Source organism: Citrobacter sp. GW821-FHT02E08, assembly GCF_059421685.1.
Map to the genome: position 1 here is coordinate 217173 of NZ_JBWKVL010000006.1, position 20488 is coordinate 237660.

Below are 20488 nucleotides of genomic sequence, written 5' to 3' on the forward strand. Positions count from 1 at the left end.
TGTGACGTACCGCATAAATTATCCCGGAGCGTACCTGAAACAAAATAAAGCGCTGGGCTGGACAAGCGTAAAAATCAGTCATAATGTTAATCAATCGATTGATTAATACTTAGGTCATGCCATGAATACCTCAACCATGACGACCAAAGGCGAGCAGGCAAAAAGCCAGCTGATTGCCGCTGCCCTTGCGCAGTTCGGTGAATATGGCCTGCATGCCACCACCCGGGATATCGCCGCGCAGGCCGGGCAGAATATCGCTGCCATTACCTACTATTTTGGCTCAAAGGATGACCTCTACCTCGCCTGCGCCCAGTGGATTGCCGACTTTATTGGCGGGCAGTTTCGTCCTCACGCCGAGGAGGCGGAACAGCTCTTCGCCCAGCCGCAGCCCGATCGCGCTGCAATGCGCGAGCTGATTCTGCGCGCGTGTAAGAACATGATCATGCTGCTGACCCAGGAAGACACGGTGAATCTCAGCAAATTCATCTCGCGCGAACAGCTCTCCCCAACGGCAGCCTATCAGTTGATACACCATCAGGTTATCGCCCCACTGCACACCCATTTGACGCGGCTGATTGCGGCCTATACCGGCAGTGATGCCGAAGATACCCAAACCATTTTGCATACCCATGCGCTGTTAGGGGAAGTGCTGGCGTTTCGTCTGGGAAAGGAAACGATCCTCAAGCGCACAGGCTGGTCGCAATTTGATGAGGAGAAAACTGCGCTGATTTACCAGACGATCACCTTTCATATCGATCTCATTCTGCAAGGTTTAACGCAAAGGAGTCTGGACTCATGAAGAAACCCGTCGTTATCGGACTGGCCGTGGCGGTGCTTGTCGCCGTGATTGCTGGTGGAACGTGGTGGTACCAAAGTCGGCAGGATAACGGGCTGACGCTGTACGGTAATGTGGACATTCGCACCGTCAATTTAAGCTTTCGCGTCGGCGGCCGACTCGCTTCACTGGCGGTTGACGAAGGCGATACCATCACCTCCGGGCAGGTGCTGGGCACGCTCGATAAAGCGCCGTATGAAAACGCATTAATGCAGGCCAAAGCGGGCGTCTTAGTCGCAAAGGCACAGTATGACCTGATGCTGGCAGGCTATCGCGATGAAGAGATTGCCCAGGCCGCCGCCGCCGTCAAACAGGCGCAGGCCGCCTTTGACTACGCGCAGAACTTTTATCAGCGTCAGCAGGGATTGTGGAAAAGCCGCACAATTTCCGCCAACGATCTGGAAAACGCCCGCTCGTCCCGTGACCAGGCGCAGGCAACGCTGAAATCGGCGCAGGACAAACTGAGCCAGTACCGCACCGGTAACCGCCAACAGGATATCGCCCAGGCGAAAGCCAGCCTTGAACAGGCGCAGGCGCAACTGGCGCAAGCCGAACTCGACTTGCAGGATACCGCACTGGTCGCCCCCTCTGACGGTACGCTGTTAACCCGTGCCGTGGAGCCGGGCAGCATGCTGAATGCCGGCGGCACGGTTCTCACCCTCTCGCTGACGCGTCCGGTCTGGGTTCGCGCCTACGTCGATGAGCGTAACCTGAGCCAGGTACCGCCAGGGCGAGAGATTTTGCTGTATACCGATGGCCGTCCCGATAAGCCCTATCACGGCAAAATCGGTTTTGTTTCTCCGACCGCAGAATTCACCCCGAAAACCGTCGAGACCCCGGATCTGCGCACCGATCTGGTCTATCGCCTACGCATTGTGGTGACAGATGCCGATGATGCGTTACGCCAGGGGATGCCGGTGACGCTGAAGTTCGGTAATGAGGCGCGGCATGAATGACGCCGTCATTACGCTAAACGGACTGGTTAAACGCTTTGCGGGAATGGAAAAGTGCGCCGTGGCTCCGCTCGACTGCACGATTCACGCGGGTTATGTCACGGGGCTGGTGGGGCCGGACGGTGCCGGGAAAACCACCCTGATGCGGATGCTGGCGGGGCTACTGAAGCCCGACGGCGGTCAGGCTTCGGTGATTGGGTTTGATCCGATTCGCGACGACAGCGCGCTGCATGCCGTACTCGGTTATATGCCGCAAAAATTTGGCCTGTATGAAGATTTGACCGTCATGGAGAACCTTAACCTCTATGCCGATCTGCGTAGCGTCACCGGTGAGACGAGAAAAAAAACCTTTGAGCGACTGCTGGAATTCACCTCGCTCGGCCCGTTTACCGGGAGGCTGGCGGGTAAGCTCTCCGGCGGGATGAAACAGAAGCTGGGGCTGGCCTGTACGCTGGTCGGCGCGCCTAAGGTTCTGCTGCTGGATGAACCCGGCGTCGGCGTGGACCCGATTTCACGACGCGAGCTGTGGCAGATGGTGCATGAGCTGGCGGGTGACGGAATGCTGATTCTGTGGAGCACTTCGTATCTCGATGAAGCCGAACAGTGTCGCGACGTGCTGCTGATGAACGAAGGTGAACTTCTCTATCAGGGCGAACCGACGGCACTGACGCAAACCATGGCGGGCCGCAGTTTTTTAATCAGCAGTCCGCAGATAAACAACCGCAAACTGTTGCAGCAGGCATTAAAACTGCCGCAGGTCAGCGACGGCATGATTCAGGGAAAATCCGTTCGTCTGATCCTGAAAAAAGAGGCCACGGCTGACGATATTCGCAACGGCGAAGGGATGCCGGAAATCGCGATTGATGAAACTGCGCCTCGCTTTGAAGATGCGTTTATTGATCTGCTTGGCGGGGCGGGCACGTCAGAGTCCCCGCTTGGCGCAATCCTGCATACGGTGGAGGGAACGCCCGGCGAGACGGTGATTGAAGCAAAGCAATTGACCAAAAAGTTTGGGGATTTTGCTGCAACCGACCAGGTGAATTTTGCCGTCAAGCGTGGGGAGATTTTTGGCCTGCTCGGCCCCAACGGCGCGGGGAAATCCACCACCTTTAAAATGATGTGCGGTCTGCTGGTGCCGACCTCCGGTAAAGCGCTGGTACTGGATATGGATCTGAAAGTCAGCTCGGGCAAGGCGCGTCAGCATTTGGGCTACATGGCACAAAAATTCTCCCTCTACGGCAACCTGACGGTGGAGCAAAACCTGCGTTTCTTCTCCGGCGTCTACGGCCTGCGAGGACGCGCGCAAAACGAAAAAATTGCGCGGATGAGCGAAGCCTTTGGTCTGAAAAGCATTGCGTCGCATGCCACTGACGAACTGCCCCTGGGATTTAAACAGCGCCTGGCGCTGGCCTGCTCGCTGATGCACGAGCCGGATATTCTCTTTCTCGATGAGCCGACCTCAGGCGTAGACCCCCTCACCCGCCGCGAATTTTGGCTGCATATCAATAGCATGGTCGAAAAAGGCGTGACGGTCATGGTCACCACCCACTTTATGGATGAAGCGGAATACTGTGACCGTATAGGGCTTGTGTATCGCGGGAAACTGATCGCCAGCGGCACCCCGGATGACCTGAAAGCGCAGACCGCCGACAACGACACGCCGGACCCGACGATGGAGCACGCCTTTATCACCCTCATCCACGACTGGGACAAGGAGCATACGCATGAGTAACACCGTACTCTCCTGGCGCCGGGTGCGCGCCCTGTGCATCAAAGAAACACGCCAGATCGTTCGCGATCCCAGCAGTTGGCTGATTGCGGTGGTGATACCGTTGCTACTGCTGTTTATTTTTGGCTACGGCATCAACCTCGACTCCAGCAAACTGCGGGTGGGGATCCTGCTTGAGCAGCAAAGTGAAGAGGCGCTCGACTTTACGCACACCATGACGGGCTCACCCTATATCGACGCCACCATCAGCGATAACCGTCATGAGCTTATCGAAAAGATGCAGGCCGGGCGCATTCGCGGTCTGGTGGTGATCCCGGTCGATTTCGCCCAGCAAATGGCACGAGCCAATGATACCGCCCCGATTCAGGTGATCACTGACGGCAGCGAGCCGAACACGGCAAACTTTGTGCAAGGCTATGTCGAGGGGATCTGGCAGATCTGGCAAATGCAGCGGGCGGAAGATCGCGGAGAAGAGTTTAAACCGTTGATTGACGTGCAGACCCGCTATTGGTTTAACCCGGCCGCCATCAGCCAGCATTTTATTATCCCGGGGGCGGTCACCATCATTATGACGGTGATCGGCGCCATCCTCACCTCACTGGTGATCGCGCGCGAATGGGAACGCGGCACCATGGAAGCGCTACTCTCCACCGAAGTCACCCGCGTGGAATTACTGCTGTGTAAGCTGATCCCCTATTACTTCCTCGGGATGCTGGCGATGCTGCTCTGTATGCTGGTCTCGGTGTTTATTCTCGGCGTACCGTATCGCGGTTCGCTATTGATCCTGTTTTTTATCACCAGCCTGTTTTTACTCAGCACATTGGGGATGGGATTGCTCATCTCGACCATTACCCGTAACCAGTTTAACGCCGCGCAGGTGGCGTTAAACGCCGCCTTTTTGCCCTCGATTATGCTGTCGGGGTTTATCTTCCAGATCGACAGCATGCCTGCGGTGATCCGCGCGGTGACATACATTATTCCGGCGCGCTATTTCGTCAGTACCCTGCAAAGCCTGTTTCTGGCCGGTAATATCCCGGTGGTGCTGATGATCAACGTCCTGTTTTTAATCGCGTCGGCAGTCATGTTTATTGGTCTGACGTGGCTCAAAACCAAACGTCGGCTGGATTAGGGAGAAGAGCATGTTTCATCGCTTATGGACGTTAATCCGCAAAGAGCTGCAATCGCTGCTGCGCGAGCCGCAGACCCGTGCGATCCTGATTGTGCCGGTGCTGATTCAGGTTATTCTGTTTCCCTTTGCCGCCACGCTGGAAGTCACCAACGCCACCATCGCCATTTATAACGAAGATAACGGCAAGCATTCGGTCGAGCTGACCCAACGTTTTGCCCGCGCCAAAGCCTTTACGCATATTCTGCTGCTCAATAGCCCGCAAGAGATCCAACCGACCATCGATACCCAAAAAGCGCTGTTACTGGTGCGCTTCCCGGCGGATTTCTCGCGTAATCTGGATACCTTCCAGCAGGCGCCGATGCAGTTGATTCTTGACGGGCGAAACTCCAACAGCGCGCAAATCGCTGCCAACTATTTGCAGCAAATCGTCAAAGATTATCAGCAGGAACTGATGGACGGTAAACCCAAACCCAACAACAGCGAGCTGGTCGTGAGAAATTGGTACAACCCGAATCTGGACTATAAATGGTTCGTGGTGCCGTCGCTGATCGCCATGATCACCACTATTGGCGTAATGATCGTAACCTCGCTTTCCGTTGCCCGTGAACGCGAGCAAGGTACGCTGGATCAACTGTTAGTTTCCCCGCTGACCACCTGGCAAATTTTCATCGGCAAAGCCGTCCCTGCGCTGATTGTTGCTACCGGGCAGGCCACTATCGTGCTGGGCATCGGCATCTGGGCATACCAAATTCCCTTTGCCGGTTCACTGGCCCTGTTCTACTTCACGATGGTGATTTACGGTTTATCACTGGTTGGTTTCGGGCTGTTGATCTCGTCGTTGTGCGCCACCCAGCAACAGGCGTTTATCGGTGTGTTTGTCTTTATGATGCCGGCGATTTTACTCTCGGGGTACGTCTCTCCGGTCGAGAATATGCCGGTCTGGTTGCAGAATTTAACGTGGATAAACCCTATCCGCCACTTTACGGATATCACCAAGCAGATTTACCTGAAGGATGCGAGTCTGAAGATTGTCTGGGGAAGTTTGTGGCCGCTACTGGTGATAGCAGCCACAACGGGATCAGCGGCGTATGCGATGTTTAGACGCAAAGTGATGTAACTTTTTCTCTTTCGCCAGTAACGAAACCACCGCGGGTCCGGCAAGGATTGCCAGCCCCGCAACAGCCAACAGTACGTTGTTTTGCAAAACACGAGACAGCAACCACAGCGCAATCATGGCCGCGCCGAAATACCAGGTTGTGGTCAGCTCTTCCAGTACATCCGCAACGTCACGCCAGCGCTGTTCATGGTGGCGTTGTAACGCCAGCATCAGCAACACTGTCACGCCGTAAACCACGCAAAGCCCGAGCCCTACGTGTACCAGTGTACCGCTCATCCAGCCCGTCACCAGCAACGCCACTACCAGTAAATGCAACACAATCTGCCAGCAACTTAGACCCGTTGCGACACGAACACGTTGTTGCCACCTCATGGCTAATCTCCTGAAGGATTTTTGTCTAATTACTCAGAGTACCGGACTTTACGGAAAATTCCGTAAGACCGCATCTTTTTGTGACGACGACTACACTATTTTTATTCAGGAAAGTGATGCAAACAGGAGAATTATGCCCGGACAAACGCAGCGATTTTCATTCAACGTGCTCACCCTCAATACCCACAAAGGTTTCACGGCGTTTAACCGTCGTTTTATTTTGCCGCAACTGCGGGAGGCGGTGCGAGCCGTCAGTGCGGATATTGTCTGTTTGCAGGAAGTGATGGGCGCCCATGAGGTTCACCCCCAGCGCATTGCAAACTGGCCGGAGGCTCCCCATTACGAGTTTCTCGCCGATACCCTGTGGCGTGATTTTGCTTACGGGCGCAATGCCGTTTACCCGGAGGGGCACCACGGCAACGCCGTACTCTCACGTTATCCCATTGAATATGATGAAAATCGTGACATCTCCGTTGGCAACAGCGAAAAACGCGGCGTGCTTTATTGCCGCATTATACCGCCACAGTTGAACCACCCGATCCACGTTATGTGCGTACATCTGGGCCTGCGTGAAGCCCACCGCCAGGCGCAACTCACCCTGCTGGCCGACTGGGTTAACAGCCTCCCCCCTGGCGAACCGGTGATTGTCGCGGGGGATTTTAATGACTGGCGACAACAGGCTAACCGTCCGTTAAAGACCCGAGCGGGCCTGGAGGAGATCTTCACCCGCGCCTACGGTCGCCCGGCGCGGACGTTTCCGGTGCGCCTGCCGTTACTGCGCCTTGATCGTATTTATGTCAAAAACGCCAATGCCAGCGCCCCCACGGCGCTACCGCTGCATCACTGGCGACACTTATCTGACCATGCGCCTCTGAGTGCGGAGATTCATCTATGAAATGCGGTTGGCGTGAAGGCAATCAGATCCAGTTACTGGAGAACGGCGATCGGTTTTACCCTGCCGTGTTTGACGCCATCGCCCAGGCGGAGCAGAAAATCATTCTGGAAACCTTTATCTGGTTTGACGATGAGGTAGGAAGACAACTGCACGCGGCCCTGCTTAATGCCGCCCAACGTGGCGTACACACCGAAGTGTTGCTGGACGGGTACGGCTCCCCGGATCTCAGCGACGCTTTTGTTGAAGCGCTGACGGCGGCAGGGATTATTTTTCGCTATTACGATCCCCGCCCCCGCCTGTTGGGGATGCGCACCAATCTGTTCCGCCGGATGCACCGAAAGATTGTGGTGATCGATGCCCGGATCGCCTTTGTTGGCGGGATTAACTATTCCGCCGAACAGATGTCCGACTATGGCCCCGAGGCCAAACAAGATTACGCCGTTCGGGTTGAAGGGCCGATTGTGGAGGATATTCTGCAATTTGAGCTGGAGAATCTGCCGGGACAGCGCGCAGCACGCCGCTGGTGGCGGCGCCATCATCGCGCGGAAGAAAATCACCAGCCCGGCGAAGCGCAGGCGTTGTTTGTCTGGCGCGATAATGACGAACACCGCGACGATATCGAACGCCATTACCTGAAAATGCTCACTCAGGCAAAACGCGAAGTGATGATTGCGAACGCCTATTTCTTCCCGGGCTATCGCCTGCTGCATGCGATGCGCAACGCGGCCCGACGCGGCGTGCGCGTAAAGCTTATCGTGCAGGGTGAGCCCGACATGCCGATTGTCAAAGTCGGCGCGCGGCTGCTCTACAACTATCTGGTAAAAGGCGGCGTACAGATTTTTGAATATCACCGTCGCCCTCTGCATGGCAAAGTGGCATTGATGGATGACCACTGGGCAACCGTAGGTTCCAGTAACCTTGACCCACTCAGTCTGTCGCTCAATCTGGAAGCGAACATCATCATTCATGATCGGACATTTAACCAGACGTTACGCGACAATCTCAGCACGATCATTGCCGATGATTGCAAACAGGTTGATGATTCGATGTTACCTAAACGCACCTGGTGGAATCTCACCAAAAGCGTACTGGCGTTCCACTTTTTGCGTCACTTCCCCGCACTGGTCGGCTGGCTTCCGGCCCATACTCCGCATTTAACACGGGTTGAACCACCAGCCCAGCCTGCGATGGAAACTCAGGACCGGGTAGAAGCGCAAGATACGGGGGGCAAACCCTGATGGCTAAATCGCGTGCGCGCTGGCGGAGGGCTAAAAAAATCCTCACCTGGCTGTTTTTTATTGCCGTCATCGTGCTGCTGGTGGTCTACGCCAGCAAAGTCGACTGGAGCGAGGTCTGGACGGTTGTCCGCGATTACAACCGGATGGCCATGGCAGGCGCTATCGGGCTGGTGATCGTCAGCTACCTACTCTATGGCTGTTATGATTTGCTCGCGCGCCTCTACTGTGGGCACCGGCTGGCAAAGCGGCAGGTGATGCTGGTCTCTTTCATCTGTTACGCCTTCAATCTGACCCTCAGTACCTGGGTTGGCGGTATCGGGATGCGTTACCGACTGTATTCCCGTCTCGGCTTACCGGGCAGCACGGTCACGCGAATTTTTTCACTCAGCATCGCCACCAACTGGCTGGGTTACATCGTGCTGGGGGGCGTGATCTTTACCTTCGGCGTGGTGCAACTGCCTGACCATTGGTATATCGATGAAAATACGCTGCGTATTCTGGGCGTGGCGTTGCTTTTGATCATTATGCTGTACCTGTGGTGCTGCGCCTTTGCGAAGCATCGACATCTCACCATCAAAGGGCAAAAGCTGGTGTTGCCCTCCTGGAAATTCGCCCTCGCACAGATGGCCATTTCCAGCATTAACTGGATGGTGATGGGGGCGACCATCTGGCTGTTAATGGGGCAGTCCGTAAACTATTTCTTTGTCCTTGGCGTGTTACTGGTGAGCAGTATTGCAGGCGTCATTGTGCATATTCCGGCAGGGATTGGGGTACTGGAAGCCGTTTTTATCGCCCTTCTCGCAGGAGAACATACCTCTCAGGGCACGATTATCGCCGCCCTGCTCGCCTGGCGGGTGCTCTATTATTTTATTCCGCTACTGCTGGCGTTGATCTGTTATCTGGTACTGGAGAGTCGGGCGAAGAAATTACGGGCAAAAAACGAAAAGGCGATGGCGAAGTGATTTTTGCCGGACGGCGTTCAGCACGAACGCCGTCCGGCACAACAGCAATTAACGGCGATTACCGAAAATACGCAGCAGCATCAGGAACAGGTTGATAAAGTCCAGATACAACGTTAACGCGCCCAGTATGGAGTACTTGCGCAGGTTAGCGCTGTCACGGACGTCAATCTGCTCACCAATGTTTTTCAGCTTTTGCGTGTCGTACGCAGTCAGTCCGACAAACACAATCACCCCGATATAGGTCACCGCCCACATCAGCGCTTCGCTTTTCAGCCAGAAGTTGACCAACGACGCCAGAACGATACCAATCAGCGCCATAAACAGCATGTTGCCGAAACCGCTGAGATCGCGTTTGGTGGTGTAACCGTACAGGCTCATCGCGCCAAACATGCCACCCGAGACCACAAAGGTGCTGGCGATGGAAGAGTAGGTATAGACGATAAAAATGCTCGACAGCGTTAACCCGGTCAACGCGGAATAAAGCATAAACAGCGTGGTCGCCATCCCGGCGCTGAGTTTATGCACCATCGCAGACAGCACAACCACCAACGCAAGCTGAGCGATAATCAAACCAAAGAAGGTGATTTTGCTGGAAAAGATAAACATCATCAGTTCAGGCGTATTGGCGGCATACCACGCGATAAACGCCGTCAGCAGTAAACCGCAGGTCATCCAGCCGTAGACTTGCGCCATGTAGGTTTGCAGGCCGGGACGCGCCTGCACGATAGAATCGGATCGTGGAAATCGGTCCATGATAATCTCCTGGTTGAAAGTGATACCTGTCACTAAGCGTATCACATTATCTCACCAGCGTTTCGCCGCCTGTTGATCGCTATCACGCGCTTCTACCCAGCGGTCGCCCTCCGGCGTCGCTTCACGCTTCCAGAACGGCGCACGTGTTTTCAGATAATCCATAATGAACTGTCCGGCTTCAAACGCGCTGCTGCGATGCGCACTGGTCACGCCGACAAAGACGATTTCATCGCCTGGCCACAGTTCGCCAATACGATGAATCACCGTCACACGCCCCAGCGGCCAGCGGCTACGCGCCTCATCAACAATATCCGCCAGCGCCTTTTCCGTCATGCCAGGGTAGTGCTCCAGCGTCAGCGCCTTCACGCTGTCGCCAAGATTATGATTGCGGACTTTCCCGGTGAACGTAACGACGGCGCCATCTTCATCGCGTTCCGCCAGCCAGGGATACTCTTCCCCTACGCAAAACGGGGCAGGCCCGACAATAATTCGCGTTTCAGCCATCTCAACCTCCCGTCACTGGCGGGAAGAACGCCACTTCATCACCATGGACCAACGGTTGATCAAAGCTGACTAATGTCTGGTTAACCGCAGCCAGCAGTTTGCCGTCTTCCAGCGCCAGCGCCCAACGATCGCTTTGTGCCGCCAGATGCTGACGCAGCGCATCCACCGTGGTGAACCTGGCTGGCAGTTCCAGCGCATCGGTATTGACCAGTTCGCGCACCTGCGCGAAGAAAAGCACCTTAATCATCGGCATCCACCTTAAAATCTCCCGACTTGCCGCCGCTTTTCGCCAGCAAGCGTACCGGGCCAATCACCATGTCTTTTTGCACGGCTTTGCACATGTCGTAGATGGTCAACGCCGCAACAGATGCCGCGGTCAGCGCCTCCATTTCCACACCGGTCTTCCCGGTCAAACGGCAGACAGATTCGATACGCACACGGTTGTGCTCCGGTTCCGCCAGCAGTTGTACTTCTACTTTGCTCAACAGCAGCGGATGACACAGCGGGATCAGTTCCCAGGTGCGTTTGGCGGCCTGAATCCCGGCAATACGGGCGGTCGCAAAAACGTCGCCTTTATGGTGACTGCCAGCGATGATCATCGCCAGCGTTTCGCTATGCATCGTGACAAAGGCTTCCGCGCGCGCCTCGCGAACGGTTTCCGTTTTGGCGGAGACATCCACCATGTGCGCTTCGCCAGCGGCGTTAATATGGGTCAGTTGCGACATACTTATTTCTTCAAATGGGGGTGGAAATTGCACGGACGCGTGCGGGCATCCAGTTGCGGCGCAATAATATTGTCCCACGCGGTGCGACACGCTTTGGTGGAACCCGGCATGGCGAAAATTAGCGTTTTGTTGGCCACGCCTGCCACCGCGCGAGACTGCAACGTCGCGGTGCCAATCTCTTCAAAAGAGAGCATGCGGAACACTTCGCCAAACCCTTCAACTTCCCGGTCAAACAGCGGCAATAACGCTTCCGGCGCCTGGTCACCTTCAGTCAGCCCCGTCCCACCGGTTATCAGCACCACCTGCACGTCGTCGCTGGCAATCCAGGCGGAAACCTGGGCACGAATGGCGTAACGGTTTTCTTTTACGATGGCTTTATCGACCACTTTATGGCCAGCTTCCAGCGCGGAATCACGCAGAAAATGGCCTGACGTGTCATCTTCTTCGCCGCGACGGCTGGAAATCGTAAGAATAGCGATACGGGTTGGGATAAATTCAGTACTTACCTGACTCATCTGAAATCTCCTTTTAGCGTTTATCCACCAATGTACGATAAATTTTGCGTAATTCCGGTCTGGTTCTGATGCAGGAAATGGGTCTGTTTTTTCTCCAGCAGCGCGGCAGAAATGCGGTCTTCCAGCGCATGCTGTTGAGCGTCATCTTCCAGCAGATCGCGCAGACTGACGCCGCCTTCGCCAAACAGGCACAGGTGGAGTTTACCCACTGACGACACGCGCAGACGGTTGCAGGTTGCGCAGAAATCTTTCTCATACGGCATGATCAGACCAATTTCACCGGCATAGTCAGGGTGACAGAACACCTGTGCCGGGCCGTCGCTGCGCTTGCGTAGCTGATGGAGCCAGCCGCGACGCAACAGTTCGTCACGCAGCACCTGACCAGAAATATGATGTTTACGGAAGAGTTCGCTCCCCTCTCCTGTTTCCATCAGTTCGATGAAACGCAGTTGGATGGGGCGCGCCTGAATCCAGGCAAGGAAGGTGTCCAGCTGATGGTGATTCACATCGCGCATCAACACGGTATTAACTTTGACCTTTTCAAACCCGGCGTCAAAGGCGGCATCGATTCCTGCCATCACCTGCTGAAATTTATCCTGCCCGGTAATGGCATGAAACTGGCGGGCGTCGAGGCTGTCGACGCTAACGTTGATGCCGGTCAGACCGGCGTCGCGCCAGTTCGCCGCATCACGCGCCAGGCGGTAGCCATTAGTGGTGACAGCAATCTGGCGGATCGCGGCATTTTCACGCACGGCGGCGATGATGTCGGTAAAGTCACGACGTAAGGAAGGTTCGCCGCCCGTCAGGCGCACTTTCTCGGTGCCGAGGTTCGCAAATGCGCGCGTAACCCGGCGAATTTCGTCGACGGTCAGGAAGCCATTATTGGTGACCCCGCCAGGCTTGTAGCCATCCGGCAGGCAGTAGGTGCAACGAAAGTTACACACATCGGTAATCGACAAACGTAAGTAGTAAAACTTACGCGCGAAAGCATCGGTAAGTTGTGAGCCCATGTACACCTTTCCAAATACGGGAGGCGGAGTCATTTCTTCCTGCGCCCTGGTGACAAGCACGTTTACGCGTTGTCACGGCCAAAGCACCGTATCAGTTGACCCAGGTGCAGAGGCTAGAGTGTTTATTGTGGTTATGCCGATACTAGCGTGTAAACGTTTTTTACGCCATCTACACTTACGCTGTATAATCATATATATAGCGTCATGATCGTGCACTTTCGCTACAGAATAAGCAAAAACCACAGTTTTGCATTGATATACATCATTTTGCTGTACCTTACCCCTCGCCATAAAGAGGTAGACGGCAAGATTTTATTTCCACTCAGCCTACCTGGCTAATTGCTGAAAACCCGCGATTTGCGCTACTGTAATGCAGATCTTTTGACACCAGGAATTTATATGCGCAATCGCACGCTGGCAGACCTCGACCGTGTTGTGGCTCTCGGCGGAGGGCATGGATTAGGACGCGTTCTTTCTTCACTCTCGCCATTAGGTTCACGCCTGACCGGTATTGTTACGACGACAGACAACGGCGGCTCAACAGGACGTATTCGCCGTTCAGAAGGCGGTATTGCCTGGGGCGATATGCGTAATTGTCTGAACCAGTTAATTACTGAACCTAGCGTCGCTTCGGCCATGTTTGAGTATCGTTTTGGCGGTAATGGCGAACTTTCCGGGCATAACCTCGGAAATTTGATGTTAAAAGCGCTGGATCACCTTAGCGTAAGGCCTCTTGAGGCCATCAATTTAATTCGTAATTTGCTGAAAGTGGATGCGCATTTAATTCCGATGTCGGAACTGCCGGTAGATCTGATGGCAATCGACGATCAGGGGCATGAAGTGTACGGCGAGGTCAATATCGACCAGTTGTCTATGCCGCCGCAAGAGTTGATGCTGTCGCCGAAAGTCCCTGCCACCCGCGAGGCCGTGCAAGCCATTAGCGAAGCGGATCTGATTTTGATTGGGCCGGGCAGTTTTTACACCAGCCTGATGCCGATCCTGCTGCTGGACGATCTGGCGCAGGCGTTACGACGTACCCCTGCGCCGATGGTGTATATCGGCAATCTGGGGCGCGAGTTGAGTCTACCCGCCGCCAGTTTATCCCTTGTCGATAAGCTCGCCATTATGGAGCAGTATGTCGGGAAGAAAGTGATTGATGCGGTCGTGGTCGGGCCGAAAGTTGATGTCTCAGCCATCACCGACAGAATTGTGATTCAGGAGATTCTGGAGGCCAGCGATATTCCGTATCGTCATGACCGTCAGCTGCTGCATTGCGCACTGGAAAAAGCGGTACAGGCGCTCGGTTAAATCGGTGAGCCTGATAGCAACGCTAACGCGTCTTATCAGGCCTACAGCTAAGAACCCTAAGACGCCGCAATAAACAACTCGCGTAACTGGTGCAACTGATCGCGGATCTGCGCGGCTTCTTCAAACTCCAGATTCTGCGCATGCTGCATCATTTGCCCTTCCAGCTCATGGATTTTTTGCTGCAACGCTTTCGGCGTCATGTCCAGCTCAACCACATCGGACTTCGCCCCTGCGCGAGACTTCCCTCTTCCCTTCGCTTTTGTCTTCGCGATGTTCTGACCCAGCGCCAGAATATCGACCACTTTTTTGTTTAGCCCCTGCGGGATGATGCCGTGTTCTTCGTTGTACTGCTGCTGCTTCTCTCTGCGACGTTCCGTCTCGCCAATGGCCTTCGCCATCGACGCGGTAATTTTATCGCCGTAGAGAATGGCTTTGCCGTTGATATTGCGCGCCGCGCGCCCGATGGTCTGTATCAGCGAACGTTCAGAACGCAGGAAGCCTTCTTTGTCGGCATCGAGTATCGCCACCAGCGAGACTTCCGGCATATCCAGCCCTTCACGCAGCAGGTTAATCCCCACCAGCACGTCAAACTCGCCCAGACGCAGGTCGCGAATAATTTCCATACGCTCAACGGTGTCGATATCGGAGTGCAGGTAGCGCACACGTTCGCCGTGCTCTTCCAGATATTCCGTCAGGTCTTCCGCCATCCGTTTGGTCAGCGTGGTCACCAACACGCGCTCGTTGATCGCCGCGCGAATACGGATTTCGGAGAGCAGATCATCCACCTGCGTCGCCACCGGACGGACTTCAATAACCGGATCCAGTAGCCCGGTCGGTCGCACCACCTGATCCACCACATCGTCACCGGATTTCTCCAGCTCATAGTTACCTGGCGTTGCGGAAACGTAGATGGTTTGCGGGGCCAGTGCTTCGAACTCTTCAAACTTCAACGGACGGTTATCCAGCGCTGACGGCAAACGAAATCCATACTCGACTAACGTCTCTTTACGCGCCCGGTCGCCGCGATACATCCCGCCAATCTGTGGAATGGTCACGTGGGATTCGTCCACCACCAGCAGGCCGTCAGCAGGTAGATAGTCAAACAGCGTCGGCGGCGGTTCGCCCGGCCCGCGCCCGGAAAGATAACGGGAGTAGTTTTCGATGCCGGAGCAATACCCCAGCTCGTTCATCATTTCCAGATCGAATTGGGTACGCTGTGATAAACGCTGCTCTTCGAGCAGTTTGTTGTTCGCCAGCAGGTTCTTACGCCGCTCCGCCAACTCGACTTTAATCTCTTCCATCGCCTGCACAATACGTTCACGCGGGGTGACGTAGTGCGTCTTAGGGTAGATGGTATAGCGCGTAATCGTTGATTCCACCTGCCCGGTCAGCGGATCAAACAGCGACAAACGTTCCACCTCTTCATCGAACAATTCGACGCGCAGTGCGATGTCATCAGACTCCGCCGGGAAGATGTCGATCACTTCGCCGCGCACACGGAACGTCCCGCGCTGGAAAGCCTGATCGTTTCGGGTGTATTGCAATTCCGCCAGACGGCGCAAAATGGCGCGCTGGTCGATGATCATGCCCACCGTCAGGTGCAGCATCATTTTCAGGTATAAATCGGGGTCGCCCAGACCATAGATAGCGGAAACAGAGGCCACCACCACCACATCCCGACGCTCCAGCAGCGCTTTGGTGGCCGACAGGCGCATCTGTTCAATGTGTTCGTTCACCGAGGCATCTTTCTCGATAAACGTGTCGGAACTGGGCACATAGGCTTCGGGCTGGTAGTAGTCGTAGTAAGAGACGAAATATTCCACCGCGTTCTCCGGGAAGAACTCTTTCATTTCGCCGTACAGCTGCGCCGCCAGCGTTTTATTCGGCGCCAGCACCATTGTGGGGCGCTGCAAATCCGCAATCACGTTGGCAATGGTGAACGTTTTTCCTGAACCCGTGACACCCAGCAAGGTCTGGTGCGCCAGACCATCTTCCAGCCCAACCTCCAGACGACGTATCGCCTCAGGCTGATCGCCAGAAGGTTTAAATGCGGAATTCAGTTTGAACGGTTTACTCATGAGCAGCTACCTGAAGCAATGGGCGGGCAGGTGTGTAATTTTACTCGGGATGGCTAAGATTGCCAGTAAAATATACTGGATGAAAAAACAGTAGCACGGTAAAGTATTTCTGTTACGCGAGCAAAAACCACGTCATCACAGTGCAAAATTTAGCCCCAGACGAGATAAAAAACCACCCGATGTCGGTTATCCCCAGACCTATGACTTTTTTAACATTTGTCAAGCAGTGTAATGCGCGTTTTATGGCAATCCATGACACTTTTCTTTCAGCCATTGCTTTTATTTAACAAGCTGTTTTATAACGAATATTTCTTTAAGCCGTCTTTCGCATCAATTCAGTCGCAGGCCGCGTATTCTCTCGCTTACGTTATGTTTTCTAACTCTAATGCACAAGGTTATCCACAGGAATAGTGGATAACTGCTTCCAGCCCGTATGGACTGCCGCCTGGCAAAATCGACCTTCTGGTCATTTTCGGGCAACTAAAAAAAAATTATCGCTAATTTTTGATTTTTATCAGCTAACAGCACGACCCCATCCAGACGAGATCTTGCTCGCATTTTCACCATTTGGTTGCACTGCTTTTGCTGGGGGAGCAACGTCTGCCGTTGATTCGCCGGGTCGCTGACCGCTTTTGCCTCCTGCACCGGGGACGCAACGTGGCGCAGGGGCAACTGACCCAGCTAAACGACAAGCTTCTTAATCAGTGGATGACGCCCGCTCCAGAGCGCTGAGATCGAGGTAATGACCTGTCGGGGCGTATTCCGGCGACTCAGCCAGCCAGGGGATTTCCCCTAACAGCGGCGCCGGGAGCACACGCGATAACGTCGCCATATACTCCTGATGACGTTTTCCAGGCGGCGTCACGTCGTTGGCGACCCAGCCTGCGAGCGTTAAACCCGCTTGCTGTACCGCCTGCGCTGTCAGCATGGCATGGTTGATACATCCCAGTTTGACGCCCACCACCAGAATCACCGGTAGTTGCTCGGCCTGGACCCAGTCAGCAAAGGTCAGCGTCGTTGAGAGCGGCGTAAACCAGCCCCCGGCCCCTTCAACCAACACCCAGTCAGCCTGGGCTTCTAACGCCCGTAAACCGTCAGACATCACCGTCGCGAGAATGGGCCTTCCCTCGTCGGCGCTGATAATATGCGGCGATGTTGGCTCCGCAAAGGTGTACGGATTGATGTCCTGATACGCCAGAGACAGCGTACTGTTGCGCTGTAGTGCCTGCGCATCGCCGTTGCGTAAACCGTCCGTCGTCATCTCACTGCCCGACGCCACCGGCTTGTAACCCACTGTACGGTAACCCCGCAGAGCGGCGGCCTGCAGTAGCGCACAACTGGCAACAGTTTTCCCAACTTCGGTGTCAGTGCCGGTGACAAAATAACGCTTAGTCACGTTCAATCACTCCCAAAAAAAGATGATAAGTCAGCGGGTATTTCCCCTGCTGTTGCGGCCAGGCTAGTTGCAGTTGCTGGAGCTGGCTGCGGGTGAGCACCCTCTGTTCGCGCCCTTCGTGCAGATGGGTCGCTCCAATGCCTTTGAGCGAACGCATCGCGCTCAGCGCATCGTCAAACCAGAGCGTGATAGCCTGAATCCGGTGCCGGGCGCGCCAGCCTCTCAGGGCGTTTTCGATGGCAATGCCGTCTAAAAAGTGGTTTGCATGCGCCCGATTATCGACCGCCCGCCACGCCTGACGCAGCTCCGGCAACGACCCTTGCGCCAGAGTGGTGAATGCTACCTGTCCGCCGGGGCGTACCACGCGATACAGCTCCGACAACGCCTGGGGTAAATCACTGCACCATTGCACCGCAAGGTTACTCCAGGCCAGATCGAAGCTCGCCGTGGGTTGCGAAATCGATTCAATATCCGCCATCAAATAATGGTCTGCGGCCTGCTGACGACGCGCCTCCTCGAGCATTTGCGCCGAGAGGTCGAGCGCCGTCACTTCGCAACCCTGTGCTCGCCAGTGGCGGCTCATGCGTCCCGGCCCGCAACCGGCATCCAGCACCTGCGAAAACGCGCGATCCGGCAACAATCCAAGTAACGCATCCGCGCTCTGGCGTTGCAGTTCGGCATGTTGTTCATACTGCGTCGCTGCTCGTCCGAACGCCGCCGCGATGGCCTGCTTATCAAACTGCGCCATGCAGCACCTCCAGCAAACGATCGATGTCCTGTTTTTCGTGCGCCTGGGTCAGCGTCAAACGTAGCCGCGCGGTGCCCGCCGGAACGGTAGGCGGGCGGATCGCGGTCGCCCAGCATCCCTGGCTGCGCAACGTTTCCGCCAGCTGTAATGCGCGCGCGTTATCGCCGACGATCAGCGGCTGGATTGCGCTGTGAGAAGGCGCCAGGGCGAACGCCGTGGTATCCACGCCAGCACGAAAATGTTCAATCAATGACGCCAGTTTTTCTCTGCGCTGGCGGCCTTCATCGCTACGGATCACCGCCAAAGCGGCGCGTAACGCCTGGGCCTGAGCGGGCGGCATACTGGTGCTGTAGATCAGGTGACGGGCAAACTGCAGCAGATACTCTGCCACACTGTCGGAACAGAGAATGGCCGCCCCGCTGACGCCAAACCCTTTGCCGAATGTCACCACCAGCAGTTCAGGCTTCACCTGCTGCTGCCAGCAACTCCCTCGCCCCTCATCACCGGTAACACCAATACCGTGCGCATCATCGACCAGCAGCCACGCGCGGTGCTGTTGTGCGGTACGCTGAATCTCGGCAAGCGGCGCGCTGTCGCCATCCATGCTGAATACCCCTTCGGTCACCACCAGTTGTTGACCAGAAATCGGGGCGGCCAGCAAACGAGACAGATGTTCGGGGTTGTTATGCGTAAAACGACGCAGTTGCGCCGGACTGAGGCTGGCGGCCTCCAGCAGCGATGCGTGGCTAAGCCGGTCGGCCACGATGCGATCGTCTTTTGCCATCAGTGCGGCAATGACCGCCTGGTTCGCCGCAAAACCGGAGATGAATAACAGCGCACGCGAATACCCCAGCCACTGCGCCAGCTCTTCCTCCAGCGCCTGATGGGCAACGGAATAGCCACTGACATGACCCGAGCCACCGCTTCCCACGCCAAAGCGCTCCGCGCCTTGCTGCCAGGCGCAGATAATCTGCGGATGGTGACTCAGCCCCAGGTAGTCATTGCTGGAAAAATTGAGATATTGACGATCGCCCGCATGGAGCCAGCGCCCGGCGCCCTGCACCACCGCGTGACGGCGGCGCAACGCATCGGCAGAACGACGCGCTATCAGCGCATCGTCGATTTTTTGCTGCCAGGTCATACGGTTGCCGCGTTGTAGTAATCGTCGGTGTCCGGGGTTATCAGCGCCTGTTCGAGGCGTTGCTGCTGTTCGTTGTCACCGGCCAGCACGGCCGTTTGCTGCGGATTCAGCCCCAGCTTGCGGAACAACTGCAGGTCTTTATCCTCTTCCGGGTTTGGCGTGGTCAGCAGCTTACAGCCGTAGAACACCGAGTTTGCGCCAGCCATAAAGCACATTGCCTGGGTCTGTTCGTTCATCTGTTCACGGCCTGCGGAGAGACGGACAAACGAGGTGGGCATCATGATACGCGCCACCGCAATGGTGCGAATAAAATCAAACGCGTCTACGTCGTCATTATCGGCCAGCGGCGTCCCTTTCACCTTCACCAGCATGTTGATGGGCACGCTTTCCGGTGGTGTCGGTAGGTTGGCTAATTGCAGCAAAAGTCCGGCCCGATCGTTTACCGTTTCACCTAACCCCACGATGCCCCCAGAGCAGACCTTAATGCCCGCCTCGCGGACTTTGTCCAGCGTGTCGAGACGCTCCTGATACGAACGGGTGGTGATAATGTTGCCGTAGAACTCAGGCGAGGTGTCGAGGTTGTGGTTGTAATAGTCCAGACCTGCGTCAGCCAGGCGCTTCGCCTGGGCGTCATTGAGCGTGCCCAGCGTCATGCACGCTTCCAGCCCCAGTTCTTTCACGCCCTGCACCATCTGTTCCAGATACGGCATATCGCGTTCATGTGGATTCTTCCAGGCCGCCCCCATGCAGAAGCGGGTCGATCCCGCATTTTTCGCTTTACGCGCAGAGTCCAGAACCTGTTCAACTTCCATCAAACGTTCTGACTCCAGGCCCGTTTTGTAGCGGGAACTCTGTGGGCAGTATTTGCAGTCTTCCGGGCAGGCACCGGTTTTAATCGACAACAGCGTACTCACTTGCACCTGTTGCGGGTCAAAATGTTGACGATGAACCTGTTGCGCTTCGAACAGTAAATCCAGCAACGGCTTTTCAAATAATTCGGTGACTTGCGACATTGTCCAGCGAGCGTGGTGAGCCATCGGGCCTCTCCAAAGGGTGTTGTTAATTTTTGATTCGGTGTAG

Annotated in this window: 21 protein-coding genes, 1 pseudogene and 1 riboswitch; of the genes and pseudogenes, 10 read left to right on the plus strand and 12 right to left on the minus strand. The window is 55.5% G+C overall.

Annotated features, from left to right (window positions below; translation table 11 throughout):
* Window positions 1-121 precede the first annotated feature (121 nt).
* Genes cecR through AC07UY_RS10915 form a run of 5 tightly spaced genes read left to right on the plus strand, consistent with a single transcriptional unit; the run spans window position 122 to window position 5763 of the window.
* Window positions 122-799: a transcriptional regulator CecR gene (cecR, locus tag AC07UY_RS10895; RefSeq protein WP_494701169.1), complete on the plus strand. Its 678-nt coding sequence runs from the start codon at window positions 122-124 to the stop codon at window positions 797-799.
* Entirely contained in the window at window positions 796-1791 is a 996-nt protein-coding gene (gene hlyD, locus AC07UY_RS10900) for a secretion protein HlyD (protein WP_203358402.1), read from the plus strand. The genes cecR and hlyD overlap by 4 nt, the downstream gene beginning before the upstream one ends.
* Window positions 1784-3520 (plus strand): ATP-binding cassette domain-containing protein, encoded by a 1737-nt coding sequence (locus AC07UY_RS10905; protein WP_203358403.1) that lies wholly within the window; start codon window positions 1784-1786, stop codon window positions 3518-3520. Before hlyD ends, AC07UY_RS10905 begins: the two co-directional genes overlap by 8 nt.
* Window positions 3513-4646, plus strand: coding sequence for an ABC transporter permease (locus tag AC07UY_RS10910; RefSeq protein ID WP_203358404.1), 1134 nt, complete (start codon window positions 3513-3515; stop codon window positions 4644-4646). The genes AC07UY_RS10905 and AC07UY_RS10910 overlap by 8 nt, the downstream gene beginning before the upstream one ends.
* A gap of 10 nt (window positions 4647-4656) precedes the next feature.
* Window positions 4657-5763 carry an ABC transporter permease gene (locus tag AC07UY_RS10915; RefSeq protein ID WP_192611653.1) on the plus strand — a complete coding sequence of 369 codons (1107 nt, stop codon included), beginning with the start codon at window positions 4657-4659 and terminating at the stop codon, window positions 5761-5763.
* Here AC07UY_RS10915 and AC07UY_RS10920 read toward each other — a convergent pair.
* Window positions 5725-6135: a YbhQ family protein gene (locus tag AC07UY_RS10920; RefSeq protein WP_203358405.1), complete on the minus strand. Its 411-nt coding sequence runs from the start codon at window positions 6133-6135 to the stop codon at window positions 5725-5727. The two genes, AC07UY_RS10915 and AC07UY_RS10920, sit on opposite strands and share 39 nt — an antisense overlap.
* A 133-nt stretch (window positions 6136-6268) precedes the next feature.
* Here AC07UY_RS10920 and AC07UY_RS10925 point away from each other — a divergent pair, with 133 nt between their 5' ends.
* From AC07UY_RS10925 to AC07UY_RS10935, 3 genes are read left to right on the plus strand one after another with little or no spacing between them, the layout of a single operon-like run.
* Window positions 6269-7030: an endonuclease/exonuclease/phosphatase family protein gene (locus tag AC07UY_RS10925; RefSeq protein ID WP_494659414.1), complete on the plus strand. Its 762-nt coding sequence runs from the start codon at window positions 6269-6271 to the stop codon at window positions 7028-7030.
* A complete protein-coding gene (clsB, locus tag AC07UY_RS10930) occupies window positions 7027-8268 on the plus strand; it encodes a cardiolipin synthase ClsB (protein WP_494701170.1) in 1242 nt (413 codons plus the stop codon). The genes AC07UY_RS10925 and clsB overlap by 4 nt, the downstream gene beginning before the upstream one ends.
* Window positions 8268-9230: a lysylphosphatidylglycerol synthase domain-containing protein gene (locus tag AC07UY_RS10935; protein ID WP_494701171.1), complete on the plus strand. Its 963-nt coding sequence runs from the start codon at window positions 8268-8270 to the stop codon at window positions 9228-9230. Before clsB ends, AC07UY_RS10935 begins: the two co-directional genes overlap by 1 nt.
* 48 nt (window positions 9231-9278) lie before the next feature.
* On the opposite strand, the gene AC07UY_RS10940 is transcribed toward AC07UY_RS10935, so the two are convergent.
* The 6 genes from AC07UY_RS10940 to moaA form a co-directional block, all read right to left on the minus strand.
* The gene (locus tag AC07UY_RS10940; RefSeq protein ID WP_203358409.1) at window positions 9279-9983 is read right to left on the minus strand and encodes a Bax inhibitor-1/YccA family protein; all 705 of its coding nucleotides are present in this window, start codon (window positions 9981-9983) and stop codon (window positions 9279-9281) included.
* Between the two features lie 51 nt (window positions 9984-10034).
* Window positions 10035-10487: a molybdopterin synthase catalytic subunit MoaE gene (gene moaE, locus AC07UY_RS10945; protein WP_494701172.1), complete on the minus strand. Its 453-nt coding sequence runs from the start codon at window positions 10485-10487 to the stop codon at window positions 10035-10037.
* A 1-nt stretch (window position 10488) separates the two neighbouring features.
* Window positions 10489-10734, minus strand: coding sequence for a molybdopterin synthase sulfur carrier subunit (gene moaD / locus AC07UY_RS10950; RefSeq protein WP_494701173.1), 246 nt, complete (start codon window positions 10732-10734; stop codon window positions 10489-10491).
* Entirely contained in the window at window positions 10727-11212 is a 486-nt protein-coding gene (gene moaC / locus AC07UY_RS10955; RefSeq protein ID WP_494659411.1) for a cyclic pyranopterin monophosphate synthase MoaC, read from the minus strand. The genes moaD and moaC overlap by 8 nt, the downstream gene beginning before the upstream one ends.
* 2 nt (window positions 11213-11214) lie before the next feature.
* A complete protein-coding gene (gene moaB / locus AC07UY_RS10960; protein ID WP_203358413.1) occupies window positions 11215-11727 on the minus strand; it encodes a molybdenum cofactor biosynthesis protein B in 513 nt (170 codons plus the stop codon).
* Between the two features lie 20 nt (window positions 11728-11747).
* Entirely contained in the window at window positions 11748-12737 is a 990-nt protein-coding gene (moaA, locus tag AC07UY_RS10965; protein ID WP_192611643.1) for a GTP 3',8-cyclase MoaA, read from the minus strand.
* Window positions 12725-12870: riboswitch (molybdenum cofactor riboswitch) on the minus strand. Its footprint overlaps the gene before it by 13 nt.
* A 266-nt stretch (window positions 12871-13136) precedes the next feature.
* On the opposite strand from moaA, the gene yvcK reads away from it, so the two are divergent.
* On the plus strand, window positions 13137-14045 hold the full coding sequence (gene yvcK / locus AC07UY_RS10970) for a uridine diphosphate-N-acetylglucosamine-binding protein YvcK (protein WP_494659410.1): 909 nt from the start codon (window positions 13137-13139) through the stop codon (window positions 14043-14045).
* Between the two features lie 56 nt (window positions 14046-14101).
* On the opposite strand, the gene uvrB is transcribed toward yvcK, so the two are convergent.
* Complete coding sequence (gene uvrB / locus AC07UY_RS10975; protein WP_203358415.1) at window positions 14102-16123, minus strand: excinuclease ABC subunit UvrB; 2022 nt, start codon at window positions 16121-16123, stop codon at window positions 14102-14104.
* Between the two features lie 579 nt (window positions 16124-16702).
* On the opposite strand from uvrB, the pseudogene AC07UY_RS10980 reads away from it, so the two are divergent.
* Window positions 16703-16855: pseudogene (locus tag AC07UY_RS10980) on the plus strand (ABC transporter ATP-binding protein); the annotation flags it as partial.
* On the opposite strand, the gene bioD reads toward AC07UY_RS10980, so the two are convergent.
* From bioD to bioB, 4 genes are read right to left on the minus strand one after another with little or no spacing between them, the layout of a single operon-like run.
* Window positions 16821-17519 (minus strand): dethiobiotin synthase, encoded by a 699-nt coding sequence (gene bioD / locus AC07UY_RS10985; protein ID WP_494659409.1) that lies wholly within the window; start codon window positions 17517-17519, stop codon window positions 16821-16823. The pseudogene AC07UY_RS10980 and the gene bioD overlap by 35 nt on opposite strands.
* Complete coding sequence (gene bioC, locus AC07UY_RS10990) at window positions 17512-18267, minus strand: malonyl-ACP O-methyltransferase BioC (protein ID WP_494659408.1); 756 nt, start codon at window positions 18265-18267, stop codon at window positions 17512-17514. The genes bioD and bioC overlap by 8 nt, the downstream gene beginning before the upstream one ends.
* Window positions 18254-19408: an 8-amino-7-oxononanoate synthase gene (bioF, locus tag AC07UY_RS10995; RefSeq protein ID WP_494659407.1), complete on the minus strand. Its 1155-nt coding sequence runs from the start codon at window positions 19406-19408 to the stop codon at window positions 18254-18256. Before bioF ends, bioC begins: the two co-directional genes overlap by 14 nt.
* Window positions 19405-20445 (minus strand): biotin synthase BioB, encoded by a 1041-nt coding sequence (gene bioB, locus AC07UY_RS11000; protein ID WP_494659406.1) that lies wholly within the window; start codon window positions 20443-20445, stop codon window positions 19405-19407. Before bioB ends, bioF begins: the two co-directional genes overlap by 4 nt.
* Window positions 20446-20488 lie beyond the last annotated feature (43 nt).